Here is a 25,936-nt window from a genome sequence, read left to right as displayed (position 1 = left end):
AAATAACTAATTAATTTAACCAACCACCAGTTACGTACAAAGTTTGACCTGTCAAGTATTGGGCTTTAGGATCCAAAATCGTTCTAATCCAATAACTTAAATCTTGTGGAGTCGCCATTCTTCCTAGCGGAATCTGTTCCACTAGTTGCTGTTTAGCCGGTGGAGTTAGCATTTGATTCATAGTAGTATCCACTGCCCCAGGAGCCAAAACATTGACTGTGATGCCTAAACTAGCCACTTCTTTTGCATAAGCTTTCGCAAAAGCGGTCAAAGCACCTTTAGTGGTACTATACATCACTTCCATTGCACTACCTTGAGCGCCATATACTGAACCTAATAAAACAATTCTGCCACAATGACTGACCGCCAACTTATCTTGCAATTGTTGGATCAAGTGCAATGGAAAAACCACATTAACACGCAAAATTTCCTGCATTTGTGTCAAACTCAACTGATCAAATAACTGATAATTAGTAATTCCTTGTGCCGCAATCAGGGCATCTAAACTAAAGATATTATCAACTATTTGGGCAGTATTTTCAAGCTTCTTGAAATCGGATTTTAAAACCAAAAAATCTTGTTGGGGATATTGCTGCTGTAATTGTTGTTGATCCTGTTGTAATTGCGCAATATGTTCGTTACCTTGAAGATACAATGACCAGCCTGCTTGTGCTAAATCAGCAGCAATAGCTTGGCCCATTCCTCCACTTGCTCCTAAAATTAACGCCCACTTCATTTAATTCATCTCCGGCTGTAAATAAGTAATGATCATATTATCTGCTTGAAAAATTGTGGTCGCTAAAGTTTGCAACTTTTCCAAAGAAACCTGATTAATTAATGATGGCATTTGTTCATAACTCAAATCATAAAAAGCCAACTCTGCTGATTCTGTAGCCAAATTTTCCATATAGTCACTCGCAAACAAATAGCTCCCAATACTATCAGCTTTAACCATCTCTAAAGCTGCCGCTGTTAATTCTGCCATAAACTTCTGCTTGAGTAAATACGTGCGTAAAACTTCTCCTAAATGATGGGGCTGGTCAGTTTCTGCACTAATCAAAATAAAGGCATATTGCCGTTCTACAATGACACTATAACCAAAGCTATCATCAATCAAGTGCTGTTCTAATAAAGATTGTCTGAATGAGGAGGTTTCGCCTAAAATCAATTCGAATAACAATTCCAATTGATTTTGTAAAACAATCATCTCGGATAAACTAGCTTGGATCATAATTCGTAAACCAATCATCATATGCGGCCGCTGCGCTTTAAAGACAATCTCTTGTGCACTTTTGACAGGATAGTCCACTGGCCGATACCGCAAAATAGGTTGCTTAGTTCGGTGCGCAAACTGTTGGATAGCCTGATTATGAGCAATAATTTCGTCCAACTGAAATTCTAACTTTTGTTGATCAATAGCACCAGCTAAATAAATCTGAAAATTACTAGGCACATAATATTGTTGGTAAATCGCTAATAAATTAGCGGCGGTGATTTCTTGAATTGAGCTTAAAGTACCCGCAATATCTTGTGTAATGGGATCATGGGGAAACAAGTTATTTAAAGTAGCTTGTTCCAAGACCCAATCCGGGTTATCGGCATACATCTGAATTTCCTGGGCAATAATCTTTTGTTCTTTTAAAACATTCGCTGCCGTAAAATACGGTCGACTGATCAAATCTAGCAATACTCCCAGATTATTGGCTACTTGTCCTACAGTTTGAAATAAATAAGCTGTTTTGGTATAACTCGTAAAAGCATTGGAATTAGCACCAAATTTAGCAAAAGCTTCGGCACTATCAAAATTAGGTTTGGCAAATAACTTATGTTCAAGAAAATGAGCAGAACCCGGGATAATATTTGATTGATTAGTTATCGTCGAATCTAAGGAACCAAAATCAACCATGGCTAAAGCATAAGTTTGATGAAAATCAGGTTTAATGATTGCTTTAATTGGTAAATTGGCGGAATTATGAATTGTAGTAATTTCTAAAGAACTCATTTATTATCACCTATTAATTGATATTGGGCACTTAACTGTAATTGTGCCGCTAAAGCTTGAACCTCAGCTAATTGCACCGCTTGAATTTGGTGAGCATAGTCACTATCAGGCCAAATAAAGTGGGAGTTAAGCGCCTTTAACAGTAACCGCTCACTTTGGTGAGCAATATTATCAGAATCAATCAGTCGTTGATTAACTAACGCTAATTTTGCATGCTGTAACAACTGCTCATGATCTTGTTCGGCCAATTGCGTGATTTGTTGTTGAATTAGCTCTTGAGCAGTTGCAATTTGCGCGGCTGAAACGCCCGCTTGAATTGTTACCAATCCTTCAAAAGCATTCACTGTACTATAAATTGAGTAAGCTAAGCCCTTTTGCTCCCGGACATTAATGAACAATAACGATTGGTCATCACCACCCAACATCATATTGAAGACTTGCCAAACAGCCGCTGCGTGCTTTGTAGAACTATGGTAAGCCATCACTAATTGACTCTGCTGAATGGGTTCATGTTGTTGGATACAGACAGGATGTTTTGGTAAAGTTAATAACTGCTGCGCCTTCAAGTTAATTGATTGTGCGCGGGCCGTTAAAAAATCCAGTTGCTGTAAAAAGGTAGTAGTTGCCTGATCGTGCGGATCACCCACCAACGTCATAATTAATCGATCTTGTTTCATTAAGTCATGATATTGTTGACTAACTTGCTCATTGGTCAATTGGTGTAACTGTGTCGAAGACCCAAATGCTGGCACTTGATAATCGGCACTGGCTAATATTTGCTTTAACCCTAAGCTAGCTTTCAACGCATAATCATCTTGCAGTGATTGATAAAAATTAGCTAAATTAGTTTGCTCAAGCTGAAACGCGGATTCCATAAAAAGTTGGTGGTTCGCTTGCAAATTAGGAGCCGCAATTAATTCTGACAATAATTTCAATCCTGGTTGTATTAAACTAGTTGTTTGAAAAGCTGCTGGGGCTGTCACAGCTAACGATAATATATTTAAATTTCGTAAAATACTCGTTTTTCCTGTAATCTCTGCCCCATATAATAAAGATAACTGCCGGGCCAACTGTGCTTGTGTCGTATATCGTTTACTAGAGCGTTGTAATAAGTTGACCAACAATTTACGTTGAGTAGTTTGTGCTTTTTTTTGCGGCGTAACAAAATTAAATTCCCAACGAAACACTTGAAATTTATCAGTCGGTAACCACCACAACTCCACCCCCGGGCGTAATTGTATAATTTTAGGTTCATTCATCTTTTCTAATATCCTCAATTTCTGGGCGATCAATCAATACTTTACGTGACTTAGATCCTTGGGCGGGTCCCACAATTCCACGTTCTTCCATCGCATCAACTAAGCGGGCGGCGCGATTATAACCAATTTGAAACCGCCGTTGTAACATTGATACACTCGCTTTTTGTTCCCGAGCAACTAATTCGACCGCTTCTTGCCAATACTCATCATCAACTTGCTGACTATTAGTCGCTTCTGCTTGGTCACTTGGTAATAGCTGTTCATCATATGCTGCGGCCTGCTGCTGCTTAACAAAATCAACGACGCGTTCCACTTCTTCTGTCGAAATGTATGCTCCTTGAATTCGGCTAGGCTTATTTTGCCCAATGGGTTCAAATAACATATCTCCCCGTCCTAGCAATTTTTCCGCGCCAGGTGAATCTAAAATTGTGCGTGAATCAATATTGCTAGAAACAGCAAACGCCATTCGGGAAGGAATGTTGGCCTTAATTAAACCGGTAATCACATCAACTGATGGTCTTTGTGTTGCTAAAATCAGGTGCATTCCAGCTGCGCGCGCTTTTTGGGCTAGCCGCACAATTGAATTTTCTACATCACGGCCAGCAACCATCATCAAATCGGACAATTCATCAACTACAATAATAATATAAGGTAATTTTTCCTTGACGGGTTTAGTTTTATCTTGATTATTTTGTTCAACAGCTTGATTATACTCCTCAATCTTGCGATAACCGGTTTGTTCAAATAATTGGTACCGGCGTTCCATTTCTTGGACCGCTTTTTGAAGAGCACTATTAGCTTTTTTAGCATCGGTCACTACCGGGATTAATAAATGCGGAATGCCATTATACATACTTAACTCAACCATTTTGGGATCAATTAGAATCATTTTCACTACCTGCGGACTAGCTTGCATTAATAGACCCGTAATAATCGTATTAATCGCCACTGATTTACCACTACCGGTGGAACCCGCAATTAGTAAATGCGGTAATTGCGCCAAATCACACATTGCAATTTGTCCATAGACATCTTTGCCCAAGGGAACAGCCAAAACCTGTTGCGCATGCTCTGGTTGATTTTCAATAATTTCGCGAAAGGAAACCATAGAAGGCGTTTGGTTCGGGACCTCAATGCCAATATAAGGCTTGCCAGGAATAGGGGCTTCAATACGCAAGTCTTTGGCGGCCAAGGCCAGAGCTAAATCGTCCGCTAAATTAACAATACGACTGACTTTAACACCAACTGCCGGCTGAATTTCGTACTTCGTAACTGTGGGCCCCAGCGTAGCTTTTTTAACTTCCACTTCAACTCCAAAACTAGCTAAGGTTTCTTTTAATTTTTTCCGATTTTGATCAATTAATGCATACTCCTGCGATTGATCTGCTGGCGGAACTTGTTTGAGCAACGAAAGATCTGGCAATTGATAATCTTCATTGGATACGCTACTAGTGACTGGTTGTAAATTAGGGGTTACCGGTTTTAAAGTTGGGGGCGTTTCAATTTTAAAATCATCATCCCCTTGAGTTGCTGGCTCAGTTTTAGGAACAGCTGGCTGATTGTGATCTGAACTTTCAGTTGCAGAACGTTGCGGTTTTAATTTTCGATTCGTTAAATGTGGCTCATGAACTGGCTGTTCTTGATAAGCTGTTTTTAAATAATTACCTAACCATTGACAACCACTAATCATTTTTTGAAACACCATTACTACTTGTTTAATCTGCACATTCAAAATCATTAGTATCCCACAGATTATTAATAAACCACATAATAAGTAAGTTCCGGGCATCGAAAATAATTCTTGGAACAGTGTCAGTAACCAAGCACCCAGCATTCCACCACCAACATTTGAAGCCACTTGATTAATAGCTATATCTCCCGCTAACATGCGCCACGTGATATGAACTAAATCATGACTTAATTGTAATTGCTTAAACAAAGCCGCATGCATTAACATTAACAAACTGCTAGTAACAAAGATGATTCCCCATAATTGTTTACCAGCTAAGCGCGGTATCCGCCCCAAAACAAACATACTAAGTCCAACAATAGTTACTACAACCGCTAACACTTGAAATCCGTTACCAACTAAAATGCGGTATAAATTAGCACAAAAGCGCCCAACTAGACCTAATTTAAAATCCGCCAAAATTGAAAGCAATACTAGTGCTAAGCCCACCAAATTGATAACATAATCCGCTTCTTTTACTTGTGCATGTTTTTTACGCTTCTTCTTACTAGTTTGTACCGCTTTTTTACGAACCATTTTCTTCTCCCATTAACATTACTTGACTAATCGTTGAACAAGCACAGCCATTAAAATAATGTTTTTTAACCAGTCTCTAGAATTTAAATGATCTATCGTTACTTACTACCGGTTTGTCTTCACCACTATTTTTAGTGTCTTATAATATAGTATTAAAAAAGCCGACCAAGTACCAGCCCGCTTACCTTTTTTTACCAATCTTTATCAAAATTAATGTTGCTTGAGTAAATTTAACACAACTGTTTTAACTTGCGGATGTAGAATCCACAACAAACTAAAATAGATTACTACGCCTAAAACCACTTCTAATAATAGCGTAACAATGTTAAAGCTTAACCACAAGTTCAGTTGATAAACCACTAAGAACATGATACTACCAGCTAAAAAGGCTTTCCAGCAATCTCCAAACAATTCTTTCCAAGAAACTACTTTTCTGAGCGCAAATAATTCATAAAGTAAGATACTACTTTCCACTATTACCATGGCAAAGGTGGCACCTATTTGTCCAAAAAATTTGGCTAATGGTGGATTCAACAATAAACTCACCAGCGCTCCTACTAAAATTGCTTTCGTATAAGTTGCTGTTTGATTAGTGGGAATTAAATATTGATTACCCAACACATTTTCCCAGGCAATAATGACAATCACCACTGCTTCTAGCATCGTTAATACACTCACAACTTGATAATGGTGACCTAGAAAAAACGGAATAAATTTGGGTGCAATGGCAGCCAAACCAAACATAATTGGTACAGCCAAATAACTAATTCCGTTAAATAACAAACATAGATAACGTTTGACTTTAGTCAAATTGCCTTGAGCAAACATTTGCGCCATTCGTGGTAACATGACGGTTCCTACCGCCGTGACCACCGCTAATGCTAAGCGGACAATTCGATCAGCGTAGTCAAACATCCCTGCAGCAGTAACTGAAACTAACCAACCCAGAATAGTTTTGTTAAACGAAGTATATAAGGATACTGAAATTTGGGGTATAAAAAACAGTAAGGCTTGACGGAAATGCTTAGAAAAATGCAATGGCCATTGCGGCCAAATCACATAGTTTTTGAGATAAGTAAACATAGATAAATTACCTAACAATTGGGCTACAGAAGTAATAAGAATATAGATGACTGTATCTGCTTTCGACTTAACCAAAATAAAAATTAAAACCAAGGAAATGAGTTTGACCACAAAGTTACGCATCACCGTCACTTTAAAATTTTCTAAGCCCATAAAAAACCACGAAATATCAAATGCCGTGGCAATAATTAAAACAGATTGTGCCATGTAAGCCATGACATATTGCTTCTGTCCTATTAATAAGAGCGCAAATAACCCCAGGGTTACAAACATCATAATAAGTCGTAAACTAAATAATTCCCAAAAAATTTGTGATAATGTGCGTCGATCTTGGCGATGATAAGCCACCTCTCGGTTGCCGTAAACTGATATTCCTAACGAAGCCAGTAATACAAAATATTGCGTATTGGAAGCCGTAAAGGCCACAATACCAGAATTTTTTGCTCCCAAAACGCGGGCAATATATGGCATCGTGACTAACGGAATTAGTAATACAAAAATTTGGTAAACTGCGTTATATAAATAGTTCTTAATTAACTGCACTACTAAAATCTCCCATTGTTTTAATTTTTTTCAAACGATGATTTATGGGGTAATCTTTGCTCCAAAATTCCCGCCAAATTATTCTGCACATCCAGTAATTGTGTCGCTGTCATTGGAACATCATTCACACAAATAGTTTTACAATGCCGATCAGTTAAAGCTGTTTGAATAGCAGGCAAGTCAGTTAATGGTAAATATTTACCAAAACGATAGCTGCGCGGTTGAAATTGTCCCGTGCACAGCTGCCAGTAACGAACCAACCAAATGGTCAAATCACTATTCGAACGAAAACGGTGCCGATTAGTTTGCAGAAATTGTTGAGGAAATTGTTCTGCTAAAGCTTGTAACACACTTTTTTTGAGTGACAACGGAATATGAAAATCCATAAAGCCACTAAATTTGGTGTAAGGTAGCAAAAACAAAGTCCGCAAATTATAAGGTCCGTTACGCCAATTAAAAAATTTCGACCAATAGCGCTGCACCACTGCCTTTTGGGTAAATTGCGAGTTAATCAACTTCACATCATTAACCATCAAGCTTTCGATTCCATTAACTTCGGGACAAATTGGCGATAAAGCTGCAGTATCTTTGGGTAGATCGTGCACAAAAAAATCACTTGGTTTAACTGGTCGCGTCAATAACATATCGTCGTTAAATGAAATAAACTTTTCAGATAGTTCAGGTATCCGATAAAAATTCATCTCAATAACATTTGTATTAAAAGTCGGAAGAAATTCCGGTGGAATAAAATCTCGATGATCAACAACTTGTAACTTTGAATGATGTTCAACTAACCAACGTGGTACTTGCTGATCCGTTACTAAAAAAATCCGACGGATCCACGGTGCAAATTGTTCAATTGAGCGTAGTACATACCTGATAGTATCAAAATCCCGGTATCGCGCTGCTCCATTTAAAAAGTTATCTGCTTTTGATTGATAGCGATTTTTTTTAGTTAACCATTGGGGATCAGAATCATCAACCCAAGTAATCACAGCATCAATTGTTGGAACTGACATGTTGCTCTCCTTTTATCGTTGAATCTTTCATAAACCAAATTAATAAACCAATATTGTACTGAAAATAATTTAAACGCGATTCCATTAAACTAACGAGACAAACAACGACGACTAAGGCAAATAGTTGAAAATTATGTCGTTGAATTAAGCGTTTGATGACAGCGCTGAGATAACCTAGAAAAATAATAATGGAAATCAGACCCGTTCGCATTAAAATGGAAAAATAAGAATTATCGATGACATTGCGGTTTAAATCTTGATAAAAGCCACTTCCAGTGGGGATAAATTGTCCCCAAATAGTCACCGGATAATAATTCCAAACGTTATTCATGTAAGCTAAACGATTGGATAATAATTCATTCAAACGCCAATAAAAATTACTACCCGAAAAGTTAGTAATCAAACCAACTGAAATCCCGGTCAAAACCCAAGGTAACACCATCCACATTAAGGTCCATGTTTTAGATAGACCGGCCGATTGCTGCCAATTAAAATACAAATTAAACAGCAATAATACCACTAATCCTAATTCGGTGGAGCGTGAATCAACCATAACCATATTCCATATAAAAACTGCAAGAATGGTGAAATTAACCAGGTAAGGATGCTTGCGCCCGTAAAGAAACGCTAAATCACCCATCAAAGACAGCAACATTTGTCCCGTCGTATTCGGATGATCAAATCCTAGCGAAGAACGTAAGCCACTACCATTACGATTCAATAAGAGATTGGGGATGAGGTGCATAATTGACAAAAGTATAACTAAACTGACCGCCACAAGCCGCATTAACCAATCTTTTTTAACAAAAGCTCTAACGGGCACATTTTGTGCACTAAAAATAAAGACAATTAACACAATAAAGACGGTTGTATGTGACGTCACGGAAACCATGATCGCCATGATCATGCTCCCCACCAAAACTAAAAATTCAGTTAAAGAATAAGTGCGCCAAAGTAAAAAGGGACCAAATCCCAGCATGGAAACAATCAAAAAAGGAAATTGCAGTGTCGTGGTTAGCCCTAAATTACTCGTCATTAATACAATATAACCAAATAAGTAAATACCGTACATATTCAGCCAAATTTTAGACCTCAATTCCCATTGCACTAATTATAATCTCCTTTGAGTTACTTACAGTTTCCATTACACTCACATTACCTAGCTGTTGACTGCAGCAAAACTTTATTGATAAATCTGACTAAACTGCTGTTGAAACCGATCCAAACGGTTAATTTGCTGAGCTTTTTGCTGGGCTGCTACAGCTTTAGAATGGTACAAAGTCGGTGATTGTAAGAGCTGCATAATAGCCGTTACAAATTCTGCCTTCGTCTGCACTAAAGCTCCGCAAGTGGAATCAACAATTTCAACAAGCCCCCCAACCGGTGGAGCAATCACTGGTTTGGCCAGTAACAAACTTTCCAACGCCACTAAACCAAAACCTTCATAATCAGAAGTGATGACTAATAACTTAGTAGCATTAAGATATACATACTGATCTTTTTGAAAGCCCAATAAAGTAATATTATTTTGCAATCCTTCTTGCCTAATCATTTCTTGTAATCGCGTCATTAAAGGCCCTGAGCCTAACATTGCTGCTTGTAAATCAGGCTTTCTTTTAACTAGTTCTGCCATAATGGCGACAAATTTCAAAGGTTGCTTAGCCGCCACTAATCGTCCAATAAATAAGCAATCCCACTGCTTCTTCAGTGTTTGAGAGGACTGTAATTGTTGCTTAATGCTTTGTGGATTAATCACATTTTCAATAGCTGTAAATTTATCAGCAATCAGTTTCTTGAATAAAAATTCATCTAAAACAGCTTTTGACACTCCAATCACTTGGTCGTAACTCAAACTACTCACTGCATATAATAATGACCGCCACGTCAAATGTGTCATTTGGGGATCATTACTATGCAATTGGGAAATAATTTGAATTTGGCTTTGATGACAATAATGAGCATTGGCTGCTAAACACAAACTGGCGACCACATCATGACCTTGGACAATATCTGGATGATATTGTTCAATCACTTGCCGGACAATCCTAGGAGTTAATTGCTGAACAATAATATGTTGAACATGAGCTGCACTTAAATAGTCATCAATTACTCCTGATGGTGAAACATAAGCTTGCTGATAGCCAGGAACTAAGGTGCAAATATTTAAAACCGTACTTTCCAAGCCACTAAAAATATTTGTACGCACAAAATGTAGAATCTTTTTCACAATAGTTTCCTCATGAATTATATAATTGGTAATATTTTTTAACCATCCGTCGTACATCATAATTCTGCAGCACGCTTTTTTTGGCAGCTCTACTATATAAATCAGGTTGCTTTAATAACTCGTTTAATGCCGCCACAGCTTGCGGTAAATCGGCAACCACCAAGCCTGTTTGCTGATCCTGAATCACTGCTTGATTACTAGCAATGTTACTGACTATGCAGCTATTCTGGCAATACATCGCTTCTAATAATGCCAATGATAATCCTTCCCATTTAGACAATAAAATGAAAATTGACGTTTGTTTGAGAATAGCCAATACTTGCTCGTGCGCTAACCAACCTAAAACTTGAATATTTGGCGCCGTTAATTGTGACTTCAAGGGTCCATCACCCAACCACAAAAACTGTTGTTGCGGAAACTTTTGCGCCAACTGATTAAAAAACTTCGGATTTTTTTGTTCACTAATGCGCCCTACCGTTACAATCGCATGCTGATATGGCAAATCAGTTGGCTGAATTGGATCAATTGCTTGGACGTCAATACCATTATTGATACATTGTACATTTTTAGTAACTTTTTGAGCTTGCTGGTACTCACTGAAACTCACCGTGACTGTTTGCACACGTTTGCGGTATCCTAATAATTTTTCAGCCCAAAAATATAAATTTAATTGGGGCTTTGACTGCGGTGCGTTTAAAAAACTATAACCATGTGGTGTGTAAAAAATTTTGGTTTGTGCATTAAATGGTAACAAGCGACCTAAAAAGCCCGCCTTAGAAGAATTCAAATGTACAATATCGGGCTGTAAAGTTTTAAGTAGTTGATACAAGTGACAATATGCGCGACTATCGGCTATCAAATTTAAACTGCGTTGAAAGTCTTTAATTTCAATTAATTTGATCTGACTTGAAAACAGATCAGCCACATTCTCGGGTGTTTGCGCGCGGCGACCATACAGAATGATAATTTCAAAATCTCCAATTAATCCTTGCGTTAACTCCCGTAAAAAAGTTAACACCCCGCCACCAAAGGATTCCACAATATAAACTAATCGTCGTTTCAACTTAATAAGCTCCTACGTGTTTAATGACACTGATAATACTTTTCCAAAAAATCCAAAAATCAAAGCTAAAAGAGGCATTTTTAACATAATATAACTCCAAGGAGCAGCGTCTGGGATAAGGAATATTACTGCGACCACAAGCCTGCCAATATCCTACAATCCCGGGGCGCATCGACAGTAATTGTTTAATTCTTTGGGGCGTTCGATAATTCCGCAATTCTGATGGAACTAACGGTCGCGGACCAATCAAACTCATTTCACCTTTTAAAATATTCCAAAATTGTGGTAGTTCATCTAACGACCACTTACGCAAGAAAATTCCCACTTTAGTCACGCGTGGATCTTGCTCAATCGGAATTTTATAGTCATTAGCAACATACAATTGATTTAATTGCGGATCATTTTTTAATAATACATCGGCACCAACAACCATTGTTCTTAATTTATAAATCGTAAATAATTGGCCATTTTTACCCACACGCTGTTGCCGATAAAAAATGGACTGGTAGTCACCATGCATTACATAAATTAATTTGATAATTAGCGCCGCTATTACCAGGACTAGTAGACCAATAATTGCAAATATAATATCGCATAATCGTTTACTAATTAGATAAAATTTAATATTTAATCCTTTGTCAGAAGTATTCCATGTTTTTGTCGTCAGTTTAAATTGTGGCTTAACTTTACGTTCCTCCACTATTTTCTTATTCCCCTTTCATCAGGTTATACTATTTTAATTGTTGTTTTAATGCTTGTTGCACCTGTAATTTGACCGTCTTAGAACTAGTAGGCAGTAATTGATACTTTTTGACGTGTTGCGTAACACCACGATAATGCAGTGTCAAATGTTGAAAGTCGGCAAATGTCAAATTAGTTTGGACATTATCTTCCAAACTATTGAGCAGGTCTGAATAACTAGTTAAAGTTTGGGGCTGATAAATTTTCCGAATCAAAGCTTGAACAACTTGATCTTGACGTTGTTGACGGACAGTGGCACCAACGGCCACATAACGGATTACTTTTTGACCATCAAAAGGCGTTTTTTGTGGAGCCGATTGCCCCGTTAAGGATAAGTAATTCATTTGAATGCCCCCAACGTTATCTACCAAGCGACCTAATCCCGGTAAATTTAAAGCAAAGTAATAATCTACTGGAATTTTTAGGTAATTCTGAACTAAATTAATGACCAAGTTAATATCTTTTTGATTGTAGGCTTGTCCTAACAAAACTTTTTGCTTTTGCGAAGAAACAGCAATTTTTTCACTTAAACTAGTCAAGGTCACGGTTTTAGTTTGCGGATTCAAAGTTGCTACAGTTAGCGAAGGCAGAGAACTGTGACTCACCTTGCGCGAATTATTAATTCCCAATAGCAAAATAGAAATTGGTCGCTGTTGTTTGATGGTTGACTGAGTCGTATGTCGTAAATTGTGCGCAGCTTTAGGATGATAAATATTTTTACTAGCAGAATAAACATCATAATATAATTGTGCGGCGTAAGTGACACTACCAACAACCACTAAACTAATCACTATGACAATAAAACTTTTCAACCAATGTTTGACTTGTTTACCCATTATTTTACCTTCCAATCAATTTAACAATTGTGAAGCTATTGTAGATTTTAACCGTAGTAATACCCAGATTGTGCTTGCATAGCATAGTCATTACAAATTACGCCAAAGATTGTGGAATGGACTAAATTCAAGGTTTCTTGCGCTTGCATCAATGATTTTTTAGTAGTCATTCCCGGACGAACCACTAACAACGAACCTGTAACTTGCCGCGACAAGATTTGTGCATCTGTTACCGCCAAAACCGGTGGAGCATCAAAAATTACCAAATCAAACTTAGTTTCCATTTGCTGCACGAGATGCTGCAAATTATTGGAATTAAGCAATTCTGCTGGATTAGGTGGCCGAAAACCACTAGTAATTAATGATAAGTTGGGAATTTTAGTTTCTTGAATACAGTCAGTTAGGCTAACTTGATCAACTAACAAATTGCTGAGTCCACTTTGATTATTGACGTTAAAAGTCCGATGCACCGTTGAACGGCGCATATCTGCGTCCACTAATAAAACGCGTTGTGCTGCTTGCGCAAAGACCACTGCTAAATTAGCAGCCACTGTGGACTTACCTTCACCTAAACTTGGAGAAGTTAACATCATGGAATATAAAGGGTGATCTTTAGTCGCAACAAATTGTAAATTAGTTCGAATCGTACGAAATTGTTCCGTGATTGGCGATTGCGGTTTAAAAAAGCTAATCAAACTCACTCCATTTAATTGCTCTCGATCATGAGTATGTGATCTGTACTTCTTAAACATCAATTCACTCTCCTATTGTGAAATAACTTAACTATTTTTGAGTAAAGATTCTTGATTTTCAGACAATCGTAATTGCTTTTTGGAAATTTTCGCAACCCGCCCCATAATTGGTAATGCTAATTCTTGTTTGATAAATTGTTCGTCTTTCACCGTTTGATCGGTTAATTCCAAAAGAATACTTAAAAAGAGCCCTAACAATAATCCCAGGAAGCTGCCTAAGCCTAGAAATAACATTTTAGGAGGAAAAGTCGGCTTCTGGGGTAATTTAGCTTGTGAAATAATTGCAATCTTATCTACATTTAAGTATCGTTGAACATTTTTTTGAAACATCTGTGCTAATAAATTAGCTGTTTCCGTTGCTGCAAAACGATCTTTATCTGTTACTACAATGCTAAACATCAGTGAATTAGGTGCTTGTTTAATCTTAACTTCTTTTTTCACCTGCGCACTACTGCGATGTACGCCTAATTGATCAAGGTGAGTTACCGTTTGTTCAAGTACCACATCCCCCGTCACAAACTCCTTGTACGTATTAACTAATTGCAAATTATTATTGACATCATTATCTGTTTGCTGTGACTGATGAGGTAAAGTTGCCACCACTTGTGTTTGCGCTTGGTACTGCGGTTTTAAAATTACAAACGTTAAGATAGCCGCCACGCCCAATCCGACAATGACACAATTAATCAACATTTGCCAATGTTTTTTAATAATTAAGTCTAAACGAAGTAGATTAATTGTTGGATTCAAATTCCTACCTCCCTTATTAAGAATGAGACCAAAAGAAATTTTTAATGATTGATCCAAGTAATAATTTCTAAAAGTCTAAAGTCGCTGTCTTGCTAAATTCAAGCATTTAATTACAGTTAATAATTTTGTGTCGATACCGGTATTGTCGACTGCTGAGCGATTTTTACCTCTAACTATTGTAGAGTTAACACTAAATTAATACCTAAATTATACTATAATTTATATTAACAATCACTAAAACTGCTTATTTCTGTTAATTATTTTATTTAAAATCTTTTTTACTTTTTTCAAATCAATATTGTTAAAATAACTCTCAAAAACCACAAAAAAAGACCGATTATCACGCTTAACTTTAAAAGTTTTACTACTTTTAAAGCACAGCATGCCTCAGTCTTATCAACTCATTATTAACTTAATTAATTATCCTGAATTTCTCCTGAACCAAAATCCGCCTGAAAGTCCAAATGATAACCATGTTCTAAAGTCAAAGCCGTCACTTGATAAGTAATGGTTTGAATTTGTTCAATCATCGGTTGCGATAATTGTGCAACCATTTCCGGTGTGATTTCTGATAGCTCACCTGTAAAATCAGGCAATTGAAAAACTTGTCCAATTAATCCAGAAACGGCAAATTCCGCTTGAGCTGGATGAACATTAAACGGTGTTAAAATTTGCACCATTTTCCCTGATAATTCTTCACCATCGGCTACCGGATAATCTTGAACTTGAACTTGAATATCCGTTTGCGGCTCAGATTTTGGATCAACTAAATCATAATGAAACGATTGCACAACAACGGGTCCTGTGTTAACTTTCATACTCACATCTCCTAATGTAACTTATCATGTTCATAACGATGTGTTAATTCTAACCCAGCAAAATGCTGTTGTCGAACTGCTTCATAAATTACCAAAGCACAACTATTGGACAAATTTAAAGCCCGAATGTTTTGAGTCATTGGTATTCGCAGGCACTTTTCAGGATTATCGCGCATAAATTTTTCCGGCAAACCAGTAGTTTCTTTACCAAACAAAAAATAATGATCCACATCCGTATTGGAATAATCAACATCACTGTAAACTCGATCGGAAAACTTGCTAATCAAATACAAATAACGTTGATCAGGTATACTAGCTAAAAAGTCGGTTAAATCATCATGCATCACCAATTTAACCTTATCCCAATAATCCAAACCGGCACGCTTCATATGCTTATCATCTAAACTAAATCCTAATGGTCGAATCAAATGCAAGACCGTATCGGTCCCCGCACAAGTTCGGGCAATGTTACCAGTATTAGCTGGCATTAACGGTTCAAAAAGTGCAATATGATTAGTCATGTATCAAAGCTTCCTTTATATCAGTTTTCTACAAAAAAACGCATCCCCTCGGCAAATGCAGCAAGAAGATACGTTAAATTACTTCTGATTAAGCTCTTTTATCAAACCAGGTCTGATAAAAGAGTTTAAGTTAAGTCCACGTTTAATAATATACAACTTATTTAATAGACTGACAAGTCAAAATGAGTACTTAACTAACTAAATTCCGATAGAATTCAACTTGTTTTCAAAAAATATACTTTAAAGTGGCCATAACTGTCCAGTATTATTAATGAATAATTAGCCTTGAACAGAGCAGTAACCTTAATTAACGCTGTTGGTCAAAGACCAAGCTAAACACCCTGTATGATTTTTTGTAGGCATCGTTGTGGCAGCACTAACATTTTTTAAATATGGCCCTTGAGGAACATTCTCCATCGTTTGCGGATCAATCGTCCATGAATGGGAAATATCTAAAATATTATCGACAATTGGTGGCTGATCATTTTGGAAAATTGCTAATGGCATCGTTGTAATTTGTGAACTGACTAGACCTTCACCATAGTATAGGGGCAAATTAGCCGTCCCCAAATCATCCCCAACTTGATTGTCCAGCTTAACGTTAACTGCCCAATTCGCTGCTTGATGATCCGTATCGGTTACTGCTAAATTACCATCTAATGCAGTAATAGGAATATTATGATGATCATTAGCACGCTGCTGACCAAAATATAATTTGGTAGGCACTTGCAGCGTCAATTCTCCCTTCACCGCTAAGGTCGTTGCTCCGGGCAAAATGGTATCGTGATAAGTCACTGTCGTCTGCGGATTAGTATTATTGGCTGCATCAGTTAACAGAACTTGCAGTTGATCACCTGAATTCAAACCGTGCAATCGCTCTAAACGCCACTGACCCGCGCTATCAACTTGCGTATTCTCTGAAGGCATCGACGAATATTTAAGACTACCATCAGCGTTTAAAATTCGCCACGACACGATTGCATTAGCAGCCGCTGTCCCCGTCAATTCAGTCGTGGAGGGTACAATTTTTGTCAGATTAGTGGCTGCTTGATTGTTCGTTAAAGTCGACTTGGCGGATAAAACTTTGGCTGGTAGTGGTGGTGTTTTATCAACGACAGTTTTTTCACTATCATCAAAATCCTTTTGTGGTTCGGACACAATGGCACTTGAACTATAATGTCCATTGTCATAAGTACCATTTCGCCAAACTCGTAAAATCTTAATTTTCGTTCCCGTCGGCAGCAGTTGTAAATCAGGCGCAGCAATTTTCATCACGCCCTTAATTGTTGTTTGATCATAATAAGTGTCTTGTAGCGCAGAAGTTCCCCGCAAAATTTTGACGGTACCATCAGGTAAAGTAACCTGTAATTCTGCTTGCACTTCATTATCTAAGCCCGGTCTTAAGGCATCGTTCTCGGCGGGAACTTGCGCTTTGAGCCAAATATATTTATCAGTATTGGCTGGATCAATAAAATGATTATTCGCATCTTGTAACCAACTCACTTTAGCGGGCGTGACGTTAGCTGTCATCCGCGTAATTTTATTTAATCCCTTAGCACCACTTTTAGCCAATGGAGTTTCTAAATATTGTTTAAAATCAGCGGCTTCTGTCGCATCGCTGTCAGAAGTCGGAACTACAACCTCAAATAACTTGGCAAACAAACCAGATGTCGATTGATAACTAGCACCAACGTGTTGCCAATTTCCCGAAGGATTGCCATTGATGTCACTATTACTGTCCCAAACTTGTAAAGGTAAAGCATTATGTTGAAAAGTACTGTTCTTAGAACCATCAAACAAGTAACTATTACTACCACTTGGAGCTTGATTTTGAAAATCAAAGTAGCGCGGATACGGCATATTAAATGTTAATTTTTGCCCACTAGGAGCAGAAAAAATTCCTCCCTTCGGATAATTACCGCGCGCTACGAAGGAAATCTTATCATTAGCAGTATCCCCTGCATCAATTTTTAACGGTGTCGAATTCGTCATAATGGCAGCACCACTTTGAGCAGCAACCAAAACTTGCGAATTAGGATCTTTTAAAACAAAAGAATTATACGGATCAACGGTGCCATCAGCTCGAGCATCGCGATACAAAATACCTTGTCCACCAGATTCACCTGCACTAGGCGTTCCTACCGCATTATTATTATGCAGATTAAACTCGGCTCCTTGGGAAACAGAAATTTTATTACCCATTCCGTACATCCGAATACCGGGCGGATTGTCCCCTTTACTATTCACATTTTGATAATTTTGATTAACATTGACTTTCGCATTGCCCTGAATATCAAAGAACATGCCGCCAGTCCAAATAAAACGCACCGCCGGATTGGTCGAATCACCACCACCGCCTTCGCCGCGGGTAGCATTCAATGTCGTCGTTTGATCATTGGCAGCACCAGTAACTTTAAACTGACTATTATTGCCTGAGATACTGATCGCAGAACCATTAATATTTTTAATCGTTAAATTGGAACCACTGGCTAATGTAAAGAGTGAATTAGCTCCATAGATTCGAATGACTCCAGATTGATCCAAATTTCCTGCATTGTTATAAAGAACATTAATTTTGGAATGATCATTAATATTCAGATTTAGACCAAAATAATTGCGTTGCGTGGTATTATCATTGGCACTATTTAAGAATAAATTATAATTTTTAGTATATAAATCACTTGCTTGAACAGCGGCAATGGTCGAGTTCTTGATATTAACTGTTTTATCAACACTTAAATTACTATTCATATTCGGGAACATGATATAATTATTAGCTTGAATTTGTAACTTACTATCATTGATAGTTAATTGACTACCACTAGAACTATTCATCACAATCGCATAATCGTTAGTATTACCAATACTAGTTTGAACCAGATCGGCACTCACTTGTTGTGACACATTAGCATGATCAAAAGTTAGTTGAACTGGCGCTTGGGCTTTTTCAGCTGTGTAAAAGCCGCCATTAATAATGGTACTGTTCGTATTAGTATTATCCATATCCGCCGGTGAAGCATTAGTTGTCAGATTAGTATCTTGGACCACCAGGTTTCCTTGAGTGGCAGTAAAACAATAATAAGTAGCAGCACTAGTATGATCAGAAACCACATTAGCATCTTGCACCGTGGTCGTCCCCTGAGTTAATGAGATGGTTTGCTTGGCAGTATTGATTTGATAATTGTTAAAATTAATGGTTTTATCAGTCGTAATGCTCGGCGAAGAAGTAGCTGTTAAATTGTTAGTTAAAATAATGGTAGCTACTTGTGGGTTTTGAACCTGTTCACAAAATTCTGCCCAAGTACTAACACTCACAGTCGTGGCATCTGTAATTGGTGTTTGATGTTGTGTTTTATAACTTAATTTATTAGTTAAGTCAGTTGTGAAGTTCGTTTGCATTTGCAATAAATCACTGTAATCACTACGCAGTAAATTCTGACTCCAATCACCTGTGACTTGATTACTACGACTTAAGCCAACTGGTAAACCCTGATTTTGAATTAACTGCTCTAATGCAATACATTTAAGCGTCTCCGCTCGTAACGTGGTTGTGTAAAAGACACTTTCAACCATAACTATCATTAAAATCAAAAACTTGATATGACGTCGATCAGCGCATTTTGTGATAAAGAAACCTCCCAATGATTCATCTACAAAAACATCATGCTAAGTATAACTTTCAGCTAATATTTTATCAATTTCTTATTATAAATAATAAATTCCTAACAAATCTGTAAAAAACATTTAACTCATACTAACCAATCAGTTTTTTTAGTTTAGTTTAAAATTTTAATTAAAATTTAGCTTTTTTAAGGCTAAATTTTCGAATTAGCCTCAATAAAAAAACTAATTTGGAAAATTTTATCCAAATTAGTTAAATTCATGAACCTTTTTTACATAGCTGTGCTTAGTTATAAGCACAAGTTTGTTCTTGCATTATTTGTTCTTGCATTAATGGGAATCTTTTGGCTGTTGTGTTTCTAATAAATTTTCATCTTGGTACCAATTAGAATTAGTTTCAAACCAATTAAATGTTTTAGTGAATAGAATTTTTAAAATAGCATACATTGGAATGCCTCCAATAACTCCTAATAAACCAAACATTCCGCCTGAAACCAATAATACAAAGATCGTCGTTACTGGATGCATATTCATTTTATTGCCCACAACTAGCGGTGAAACCACGCGCGTTTCAATAGTTTGTTCAATAGCAAAAATAATAATTACACTAAAAATCATTCGGTGTCCGGATAATAAAGCCAGAATCACCGCGGGCAATAAGCCAATTGCCGAGCCGACATAAGGAATCAGATTGCAAATTCCCGCAAAAATCCCTAACAGAATACCATAAGGCATGCCCACTATTAAATAGCCAACACTAAACATCACTGCGACCCAGAAAGCGACCGTTAATTGTCCACGAATATAAGAACTAAGTGCCGCATTGATTTCGCTTAAAGTCTGTGCTGTCGCTGCTTTTAAGCGATTAGGGATAAATTTTAAAATTGCTGGTTTAATTTTTTGATCATCCTTCAGTAAAAAGAAGAGGACAAACGGTGCCGTTAAAAAGATCATGATCACATTGGAAATAACTCCTAAAGCCGAAGTAAAATTATTCCAAGCCGTATCAAAAGTCCCGCCCAAACTATTCATAAAAGTATCCGAAAATTTACTCCAAGATAAATTATCTTGCAGATGCAAATTTTGTAAATGCGGCTCATGGCTAATTGCATTAATCGTATGTTGAATTAAATGCCAGTAGGCCGGCAAGTTTTTGATTAAAGATGTTGCCTGACTCTGTAAAATTGGGATCAATGTCAAAATTGCCCAGACTAAGATACATAAAATCACTAAAAAAACGACTGCAATAGCTACAATTCGATTCAAATGCAACCGCCGTTGCAAAAAATTGGTCAACGGCTTAATTAAATAATACAAGATCATGGCCACAATTAAAGGTGGACAAATAATTCCTAAAATTTGCCACAATGGGCGAAAAACATAACTAATTTTAGCAAAAACCGCAATGATCAAAAATAATAAGAGTACATTCAGTAAAACCACTGTAAACTTATTATTTAAAAACCATTTTGTAAACCAAGTTTTTTTTTTCATACTTACCTCATTATTGTTCATAACAAATGATAGAGCCAACTTGTAGCTTTGGCATTGTACCTGTTACATAAACACCGTTAATCTGGGGATTACTGGGAGCTTTTTGGAAATACAAGATCGTATGACCAATGGCTCGCAATTGATCGTTGACCTGTTGACCAACCGCTTGAATTGTAAAACTGTGGTGATCAATCATTATCTTTTGTCCTACTTGTAAATTTAACAATTGCTGCTGTCCCGCGGCAAACTCTTGAATCAGAGCAACTTTGCGCAAATCCAAGGTTGCACTGGAATTGAATAATATCAAAAAATCATCACTCGAATCAAGTGCTTGTGGACCAATTTCAGTTATTTTTGCTTTGATTTCCATATCTTTTACACTCACTTTTATGATAAATTACTATAATACTACCAGCATTTTAATGGAAGTTGTTATAAAATGTTGTTCAAGGAGGTTTTCTTCATGCAAGAAAAATTATTAATCGGTGGTTACACAAAACAAACCAGTCAAGGAATTTATCAATTAGAATTTGATACACAAAAAGCTAGCCTGTCTGCAGCTCATTTAGCTGTCAAACTACAAGGACCAACCTACTTTACAATTTCTAATAATAATATTTTATATTCCATTGTTCAAGATGGCGACCAGGGCGGGATTGCCGCGTATGATCTCAATAATAACTTTAACTATCTGGGCAGTGCCCTACAAAATGGAAGTTCACCGGCTTATGTGGAAGTAGCTGAACAAAAACAATTAGTTTTTTCCGCTAATTTTCATACTGGAATTGTGACAATCCATAAAATTAATCCCGACAAAACTCTCACCATTACTGATACCATTCAATTAGAAGGCAGTAGTGTTAAACCAGAACAAGAAGCAGCTCATCCGCACATGGCTCATCTCACACCTGATGAACAACTAGTTGTCTGCGATTATGGTACAGATCAAATTACTACTTACCAAATTGATGATCAAGCACACGCTACATTAAATAGTACCTTTACTGCTCCTGCTGGTAGTGCGCCGAGACATTTGGTCTTTAACCCGCAACATCCTGATTTAGCTTATTGTATTTGTGAATTAAGTTCTGTGGTTTTAGTTTTACACTATGATCACGGCCAATTTAATTTATTAGATTCCTATCACTTACTACCGCAAGAATATTTAGGTGAAAATACTGCCGCTGCTATTCGCATCAGCGCTGACGGTCAATATCTCTATACTTCCAATCGGGGCCACAATTCCCTAGTTTCATTTCGGATTAGTGCTGATGGTAAGAAACTGGAACATTTACAAACCATCAAAACACAGGGTGATTTTCCGCGTGATTTTTGCTTAGATCCTACGGGCCAGTTTGTTTTAGTGCCGCACCAAAAATCCAATGACGTTACGATTTTTAATCGTGATTTAGATTCCGGTCAATTAACTTTTAACAATCACGATTGTCAAGTTCCCGAAGGTACTTGCATCAAATTTTACTAATCACTAATCTGAAACGAGGAAACTGATGTTAAACATTTTTAAAGCCATTATTTTAGGCATTATTGAGGGAATTACAGAATTCCTCCCTATTAGCTCCACGGGGCATTTATATTTAGCTAATGAATTTGTTAAATTAAAGGAATCCACCGCCTTCATTAATATGTTTATGGTGGTGATTCAATTAGGCGCCATCTTGGCCGTGGTCGTAATTTACTTCCATAAATTAAATCCTTTTTCACCCACCAAGGATACTCGACAAAAAAAATCAACTTGGGTTTTATGGTTGAAAGTATTACTAGCTTGTTTGCCTTCTGTCATCATTGGCCTACCATTAAATGATTATATGGACGAACATTTTAATAACTGGCAAGTTATTTCTGCCACTTTATTAATCTATGGGATTTTATTTATTATCATTGAAAATTGGAACAAAAAACGTCAGCCTCGGTTAACGAACTTGGATAAGTTACCTTATTCGATTGCTTTAGCCATTGGTGTCTTTCAAGTTTTATCATTAATTCCCGGAACCTCACGCTCCGGAGCAACTATCTTAGGCGCCATTTTAATCGGCACTTCCCGCTTTGTGGCCACAGAATTTTCATTTTTCTTAGCTATTCCAACAATGGTTGGTGCTAGTGGTTTAAAACTGGTTAAATATTTTTTGCATGGTAATACTTTTACTGTCATGCAAACTAGTGTCTTATTAGTCGGCACATTGGTTTCATTTATTGTAGCTTATCTATCAATTAAATTCTTACTCAACTACATTCAAAGAAACGATTTTAAAGCCTTTGGCTGGTACCGAATCATCTTAGCAATCATCGTTATTGGTTACTTTGGCTTTTTGAAATAATATTGTTGATATTAAAAAGGCTGCAGTTTTTTAACCTGCAACCTTTTTTCATACATAAAAATTAACTTTTGCTGACTAAACGAGTTAAATCTGAAGGTAATGGGGCCTGAATAACAAGCTGTTTTTGCCCAATTGCATCAAAGAAACTTAACTTTGAGCAATGTAGTGCCTGTCTTTTAATTAAAGGACTAGCTCCCCCGTAAGCTTGATCACCTAGTAGCGGATGCCCAATTGCCGCAAAATGAACGCGGATTTGATGTGTTCGCCCCGTAATCAGTTGCACTTTAACCTCCGTGAAATCCGACATACGGTGCAATACTTGATATTTGGTTAAAGCCCATTTTCCCTGTTGGTCGACACAACGTAAATTATGATTTTTAGGATCTACACCAATTGGTAGATCAATTTTGCCTTGATTAGCAGATAAGTGTCCTTTTATTAGGGCTATATACTCTTTGGTAATACTTTGTGTGCGAAATTGTTGATCAATTAAGTGATGTGCATAAGCATTCTTAGCAAATGTCAAAACGCCTGAAGTATCACGATCTAATCGGGATACCAAGTGAATCACATCATTGACTTGGTGCGTTCTTTGTAAATAAGCCTTCACCAAATTAGCCATTGTTACAGTCGTTAACCCTTTTGCAGGTAACGAAGCAATCCCGGCTGGTTTATTAACTAATAAATAGTTATCATCTTCATATAAAACTGCCAGTGCCCCTGAAATGGGTTGAATTTGCTCGGAGCCTTGTTCAGTTGGTAAAGTGACAATAATTTCATCACCCACTTTGACTTTAAAGCTCCAATAACGTCGTTTGTGGTTAACGTAAACATGTCCTTGATGATATTGAATTTGTTTGAGTTGCGTTTTAGAAAAGCCTTGTTGCTGTAAAAATTGTCGTAAATTTTGTTCATTAGAACTGGTCTTGAGCCACCGATAATTCATTAACTACCATCCGTTAAAAATGCATTCCGTACTCGTTGCCAAAAATTCTTGGTACGATAAGATGCAATTTGAATTTTTTCATCTGCAATTTGGTATTGAGTTTTTTCAACTAAATTTTTATCATAAGCCAAATTATCTACGGTCAAAACATAATCAGCTGCCATCTGTGGTACCACGGTAATCACTTGACCTTTAGGCAAAATTAAAGGTGAATTAACGGTCCGATAAACACGATTATTAATCGGTGCTACTTCATTAAACTGCATCACTTCTAAATTAGGATTAATAATGGCGCCACCGATAGACTTTGCATAAGCTGTCGAGCCTGTAGGAGTAGAGACCGTGATGCCATCTCCGCGAAAACGTTCAAATAATTGACCGTCAATTAAAATGTCAGCGCGCATTGTTTGGGAAACCCGTTTCAACTGCGATTCGTTTAACGCCAAAAACTGTCGACGACAACCATTCGTATACTGTATCTGAACTTTTAGCAATGGATAAGTAACCACTTGTTGGGGTCCTTGTAAAATTTGTTCCACTAGTTCATCTACTTCAGAATCTTTCCAATCAGTATAAAAACCTAAGTGTCCCGTATGAATGCCAACAAATTGCACTTGATCTAATTGCTGGGCGAATTTATGAAAAGTACTCAAAAAAGTACCATCGCCACCAATTGTAATGACTAGGTTTGGGTCTTTTTGAGTAATTACTACTCCAGCTGCTAATAACTTAGCATTTAATTGCTGGGCCAATTTTCGCGATAAATCTTTAAAATTATTTTGAATCCACACCTTCATGTGGTTGTTTCTCCTTTGATTGCTTCGAATTATTAAACTTTTGATTAGTAAAATATTTAGGGGCATCCTGAATTTCTTCACGGATTTTAGACATTTCTTCATCCAACATGAAAGATGCTTCCGCAGCCCTTTTTAAACGCGAATTAATATCTTCTGGAAAATCTCCTTGATATTTGTAATTTAAAGAATGCTCAATTGTTGACCAAAAGTTCATAGCCAATGTACGAATTTGAATTTCTGCTAAAATTTCCTTCACACCGGTGGCTAATTGGACTGGATACCGTAAAACCACGTGATAGGAACGATAACCACTAGGCTTACTGTTAGTTACATAATCACGTTCCTCAACCACCGACAAATCCGTACGATTATGCAAAATATCAACTACTTGATAAATATCTTCCACAAATTGGCATTGAATTCTTAAACCAGCAATGTCCTGCATATCCTGTTCCAATAATTCCGGTGTGATAAACCGCCGTTGCATTTTTTCTTTAATACTGTCTACAGTTTTTACCCGGCCCGTTACGTATTCAATTGGCGAATGTTCTCCTAAATTGATAAATTCTTTGCGCATACTACGTAATTTGATTTTTAATTCGTCCACTGCTTGTTCATATGGCAATAAAAAAGTATCCCAATTTTGATCATTCATTTTAATCACCTCGCCCGTTTAACTATAACATAATGCTTGTCATTTCCAGTTTAAATTTATTTTTTATTTGAAAAGACTGCAATCCGAACATTATTTTAATCCTCACCGAATAAGTCCTCTGGTTCTATCATCCTAAAACTCTAGCTTTTGCGTTAAAGTTCGCTTTTTAAACATCTAAAGCAGTTCAAAATCGCGCTTCACTGAACT

At 37.1% G+C, this 25,936-nt stretch carries 23 protein-coding genes; 2 read left to right on the top strand and 21 right to left on the bottom strand.

The window, feature by feature from the left end:
• Nucleotides 1–10: 10 nt before the first annotated feature.
• The 18 genes from ymfI to AC3B6B_RS03755 all read right to left on the bottom strand — a co-directional run bounded on the left by ymfI (nt 11) and on the right by AC3B6B_RS03755 (nt 21,365).
• The gene (ymfI, locus tag AC3B6B_RS03840; protein ID WP_489757351.1) at nt 11–736 is read right to left on the bottom strand and encodes an elongation factor P 5-aminopentanone reductase; all 726 of its coding nucleotides are present in this window, start codon (nt 734–736) and stop codon (nt 11–13) included.
• Nucleotides 737–2,002 (bottom strand): EF-P 5-aminopentanol modification-associated protein YfmH, encoded by a 1,266-nt coding sequence (gene yfmH / locus AC3B6B_RS03835; RefSeq protein WP_489757350.1) that lies wholly within the window; start codon nt 2,000–2,002, stop codon nt 737–739. It lies immediately after the preceding gene.
• The gene (locus AC3B6B_RS03830; RefSeq protein ID WP_489757349.1) at nt 1,999–3,261 is read right to left on the bottom strand and encodes a M16 family metallopeptidase; all 1,263 of its coding nucleotides are present in this window, start codon (nt 3,259–3,261) and stop codon (nt 1,999–2,001) included. Before AC3B6B_RS03830 ends, yfmH begins: the two co-directional genes overlap by 4 nt.
• Complete coding sequence (locus AC3B6B_RS03825; RefSeq protein ID WP_489757348.1) at nt 3,254–5,527, bottom strand: DNA translocase FtsK; 2,274 nt, start codon at nt 5,525–5,527, stop codon at nt 3,254–3,256. Before AC3B6B_RS03825 ends, AC3B6B_RS03830 begins: the two co-directional genes overlap by 8 nt.
• Nucleotides 5,528–5,737: 210 nt before the next feature.
• On the bottom strand, nt 5,738–7,153 hold the full coding sequence (locus AC3B6B_RS03820) for an oligosaccharide flippase family protein (RefSeq protein WP_489757347.1): 1,416 nt from the start codon (nt 7,151–7,153) through the stop codon (nt 5,738–5,740).
• A gap of 20 nt (nt 7,154–7,173) precedes the next feature.
• A complete protein-coding gene (locus AC3B6B_RS03815; RefSeq protein WP_489757346.1) occupies nt 7,174–8,172 on the bottom strand; it encodes a stealth conserved region 3 domain-containing protein in 999 nt (332 codons plus the stop codon).
• Nucleotides 8,153–9,280 (bottom strand): hypothetical protein, encoded by a 1,128-nt coding sequence (locus tag AC3B6B_RS03810; protein WP_489757345.1) that lies wholly within the window; start codon nt 9,278–9,280, stop codon nt 8,153–8,155. Before AC3B6B_RS03810 ends, AC3B6B_RS03815 begins: the two co-directional genes overlap by 20 nt.
• 75 nt (nt 9,281–9,355) lie before the next feature.
• On the bottom strand, nt 9,356–10,399 hold the full coding sequence (locus AC3B6B_RS03805; RefSeq protein WP_489757344.1) for a glycosyltransferase: 1,044 nt from the start codon (nt 10,397–10,399) through the stop codon (nt 9,356–9,358).
• 10 nt (nt 10,400–10,409) lie between these two features.
• Entirely contained in the window at nt 10,410–11,462 is a 1,053-nt protein-coding gene (locus tag AC3B6B_RS03800; protein ID WP_489757343.1) for a glycosyltransferase, read from the bottom strand.
• Nucleotide 11,463: 1 nt separating this feature from the next.
• Nucleotides 11,464–12,162, bottom strand: a complete 699-nt coding sequence (locus tag AC3B6B_RS03795) for a sugar transferase (protein ID WP_489757342.1) — start codon at nt 12,160–12,162, stop codon at nt 11,464–11,466.
• 31 nt (nt 12,163–12,193) lie between these two features.
• A complete protein-coding gene (locus AC3B6B_RS03790) occupies nt 12,194–13,039 on the bottom strand; it encodes an LCP family glycopolymer transferase (protein ID WP_489757341.1) in 846 nt (281 codons plus the stop codon).
• A gap of 47 nt (nt 13,040–13,086) precedes the next feature.
• Nucleotides 13,087–13,791: a CpsD/CapB family tyrosine-protein kinase gene (locus AC3B6B_RS03785; protein WP_489757340.1), complete on the bottom strand. Its 705-nt coding sequence runs from the start codon at nt 13,789–13,791 to the stop codon at nt 13,087–13,089.
• Between the two features lie 27 nt (nt 13,792–13,818).
• Nucleotides 13,819–14,541 carry a YveK family protein gene (locus AC3B6B_RS03780; protein ID WP_489757339.1) on the bottom strand — a complete coding sequence of 241 codons (723 nt, stop codon included), beginning with the start codon at nt 14,539–14,541 and terminating at the stop codon, nt 13,819–13,821.
• A gap of 416 nt (nt 14,542–14,957) precedes the next feature.
• The gene (locus tag AC3B6B_RS03775; RefSeq protein ID WP_489757338.1) at nt 14,958–15,359 is read right to left on the bottom strand and encodes a DUF1149 family protein; all 402 of its coding nucleotides are present in this window, start codon (nt 15,357–15,359) and stop codon (nt 14,958–14,960) included.
• An 11-nt stretch (nt 15,360–15,370) separates the two neighbouring features.
• Nucleotides 15,371–15,880, bottom strand: coding sequence for a tRNA (uridine(34)/cytosine(34)/5-carboxymethylaminomethyluridine(34)-2'-O)-methyltransferase TrmL (trmL, locus tag AC3B6B_RS03770; RefSeq protein ID WP_489757337.1), 510 nt, complete (start codon nt 15,878–15,880; stop codon nt 15,371–15,373).
• 303 nt (nt 15,881–16,183) lie between these two features.
• Nucleotides 16,184–19,462 (bottom strand): Ig-like domain-containing protein, encoded by a 3,279-nt coding sequence (locus tag AC3B6B_RS03765; protein ID WP_489757336.1) that lies wholly within the window; start codon nt 19,460–19,462, stop codon nt 16,184–16,186.
• 369 nt (nt 19,463–19,831) lie between these two features.
• Nucleotides 19,832–20,995 carry an AI-2E family transporter gene (locus AC3B6B_RS03760; protein WP_489757335.1) on the bottom strand — a complete coding sequence of 388 codons (1,164 nt, stop codon included), beginning with the start codon at nt 20,993–20,995 and terminating at the stop codon, nt 19,832–19,834.
• A gap of 10 nt (nt 20,996–21,005) precedes the next feature.
• Complete coding sequence (locus tag AC3B6B_RS03755; protein ID WP_489757334.1) at nt 21,006–21,365, bottom strand: PTS glucitol/sorbitol transporter subunit IIA; 360 nt, start codon at nt 21,363–21,365, stop codon at nt 21,006–21,008.
• A gap of 93 nt (nt 21,366–21,458) precedes the next feature.
• On the opposite strand from AC3B6B_RS03755, the gene AC3B6B_RS03750 reads away from it, so the two are divergent.
• Nucleotides 21,459–22,478, top strand: coding sequence for a lactonase family protein (locus AC3B6B_RS03750; RefSeq protein ID WP_489757333.1), 1,020 nt, complete (start codon nt 21,459–21,461; stop codon nt 22,476–22,478).
• A gap of 25 nt (nt 22,479–22,503) precedes the next feature.
• Nucleotides 22,504–23,331 carry an undecaprenyl-diphosphate phosphatase gene (locus tag AC3B6B_RS03745; protein ID WP_489757332.1) on the top strand — a complete coding sequence of 276 codons (828 nt, stop codon included), beginning with the start codon at nt 22,504–22,506 and terminating at the stop codon, nt 23,329–23,331.
• 61 nt (nt 23,332–23,392) lie between these two features.
• Here AC3B6B_RS03745 and AC3B6B_RS03740 read toward each other — a convergent pair whose 3' ends face one another.
• Genes AC3B6B_RS03740 through yjbM form a run of 3 tightly spaced genes read right to left on the bottom strand, consistent with a single transcriptional unit; the run spans nt 23,393 to nt 25,729 of the window.
• On the bottom strand, nt 23,393–24,277 hold the full coding sequence (locus tag AC3B6B_RS03740; RefSeq protein ID WP_489757331.1) for an RluA family pseudouridine synthase: 885 nt from the start codon (nt 24,275–24,277) through the stop codon (nt 23,393–23,395).
• Nucleotides 24,277–25,074, bottom strand: a complete 798-nt coding sequence (locus AC3B6B_RS03735; RefSeq protein WP_489757330.1) for an NAD kinase — start codon at nt 25,072–25,074, stop codon at nt 24,277–24,279. The genes AC3B6B_RS03740 and AC3B6B_RS03735 overlap by 1 nt, the downstream gene beginning before the upstream one ends.
• On the bottom strand, nt 25,052–25,729 hold the full coding sequence (gene yjbM / locus AC3B6B_RS03730; protein WP_489757329.1) for a GTP diphosphokinase: 678 nt from the start codon (nt 25,727–25,729) through the stop codon (nt 25,052–25,054). The genes AC3B6B_RS03735 and yjbM overlap by 23 nt, the downstream gene beginning before the upstream one ends.
• Nucleotides 25,730–25,936: the final 207 nt, after the last annotated feature.

Source organism: Bombilactobacillus sp. ESL1197, assembly GCF_058107145.1.
This window is presented reverse-complemented; position numbering and strand designations above follow the sequence as displayed.

What these genes read in the sequence shown, in the direction of transcription:
- AC3B6B_RS03750 (WP_489757333.1), top strand. Translation starts at nt 21,459, where the DNA reads ATGCAAGAAAAATTATTAATCGGTGGTTACACAAAACAAACCAGTCAA.
- AC3B6B_RS03760 (WP_489757335.1), bottom strand. Translation starts at nt 20,995, where the DNA reads ATGAAAAAAAAAACTTGGTTTACAAAATGGTTTTTAAATAATAAGTTT.
- AC3B6B_RS03790 (WP_489757341.1), bottom strand. Translation starts at nt 13,039, where the DNA reads ATGGGTAAACAAGTCAAACATTGGTTGAAAAGTTTTATTGTCATAGTG.
- AC3B6B_RS03740 (WP_489757331.1), bottom strand. Translation starts at nt 24,277, where the DNA reads ATGAATTATCGGTGGCTCAAGACCAGTTCTAATGAACAAAATTTACGA.
- AC3B6B_RS03830 (WP_489757349.1), bottom strand. Translation starts at nt 3,261, where the DNA reads ATGAATGAACCTAAAATTATACAATTACGCCCGGGGGTGGAGTTGTGG.
- AC3B6B_RS03815 (WP_489757346.1), bottom strand. Translation starts at nt 8,172, where the DNA reads ATGTCAGTTCCAACAATTGATGCTGTGATTACTTGGGTTGATGATTCT.
- yfmH (WP_489757350.1), bottom strand. Translation starts at nt 2,002, where the DNA reads ATGAGTTCTTTAGAAATTACTACAATTCATAATTCCGCCAATTTACCA.
- AC3B6B_RS03825 (WP_489757348.1), bottom strand. Translation starts at nt 5,527, where the DNA reads ATGGTTCGTAAAAAAGCGGTACAAACTAGTAAGAAGAAGCGTAAAAAA.
- yjbM (WP_489757329.1), bottom strand. Translation starts at nt 25,729, where the DNA reads ATGAATGATCAAAATTGGGATACTTTTTTATTGCCATATGAACAAGCA.
- AC3B6B_RS03765 (WP_489757336.1), bottom strand. Translation starts at nt 19,462, where the DNA reads ATGATAGTTATGGTTGAAAGTGTCTTTTACACAACCACGTTACGAGCG.
- AC3B6B_RS03775 (WP_489757338.1), bottom strand. Translation starts at nt 15,359, where the DNA reads ATGAAAGTTAACACAGGACCCGTTGTTGTGCAATCGTTTCATTATGAT.
- trmL (WP_489757337.1), bottom strand. Translation starts at nt 15,880, where the DNA reads ATGACTAATCATATTGCACTTTTTGAACCGTTAATGCCAGCTAATACT.
- AC3B6B_RS03755 (WP_489757334.1), bottom strand. Translation starts at nt 21,365, where the DNA reads ATGGAAATCAAAGCAAAAATAACTGAAATTGGTCCACAAGCACTTGAT.
- ymfI (WP_489757351.1), bottom strand. Translation starts at nt 736, where the DNA reads ATGAAGTGGGCGTTAATTTTAGGAGCAAGTGGAGGAATGGGCCAAGCT.
- AC3B6B_RS03745 (WP_489757332.1), top strand. Translation starts at nt 22,504, where the DNA reads ATGTTAAACATTTTTAAAGCCATTATTTTAGGCATTATTGAGGGAATT.
- AC3B6B_RS03735 (WP_489757330.1), bottom strand. Translation starts at nt 25,074, where the DNA reads ATGAAGGTGTGGATTCAAAATAATTTTAAAGATTTATCGCGAAAATTG.
- AC3B6B_RS03785 (WP_489757340.1), bottom strand. Translation starts at nt 13,791, where the DNA reads ATGTTTAAGAAGTACAGATCACATACTCATGATCGAGAGCAATTAAAT.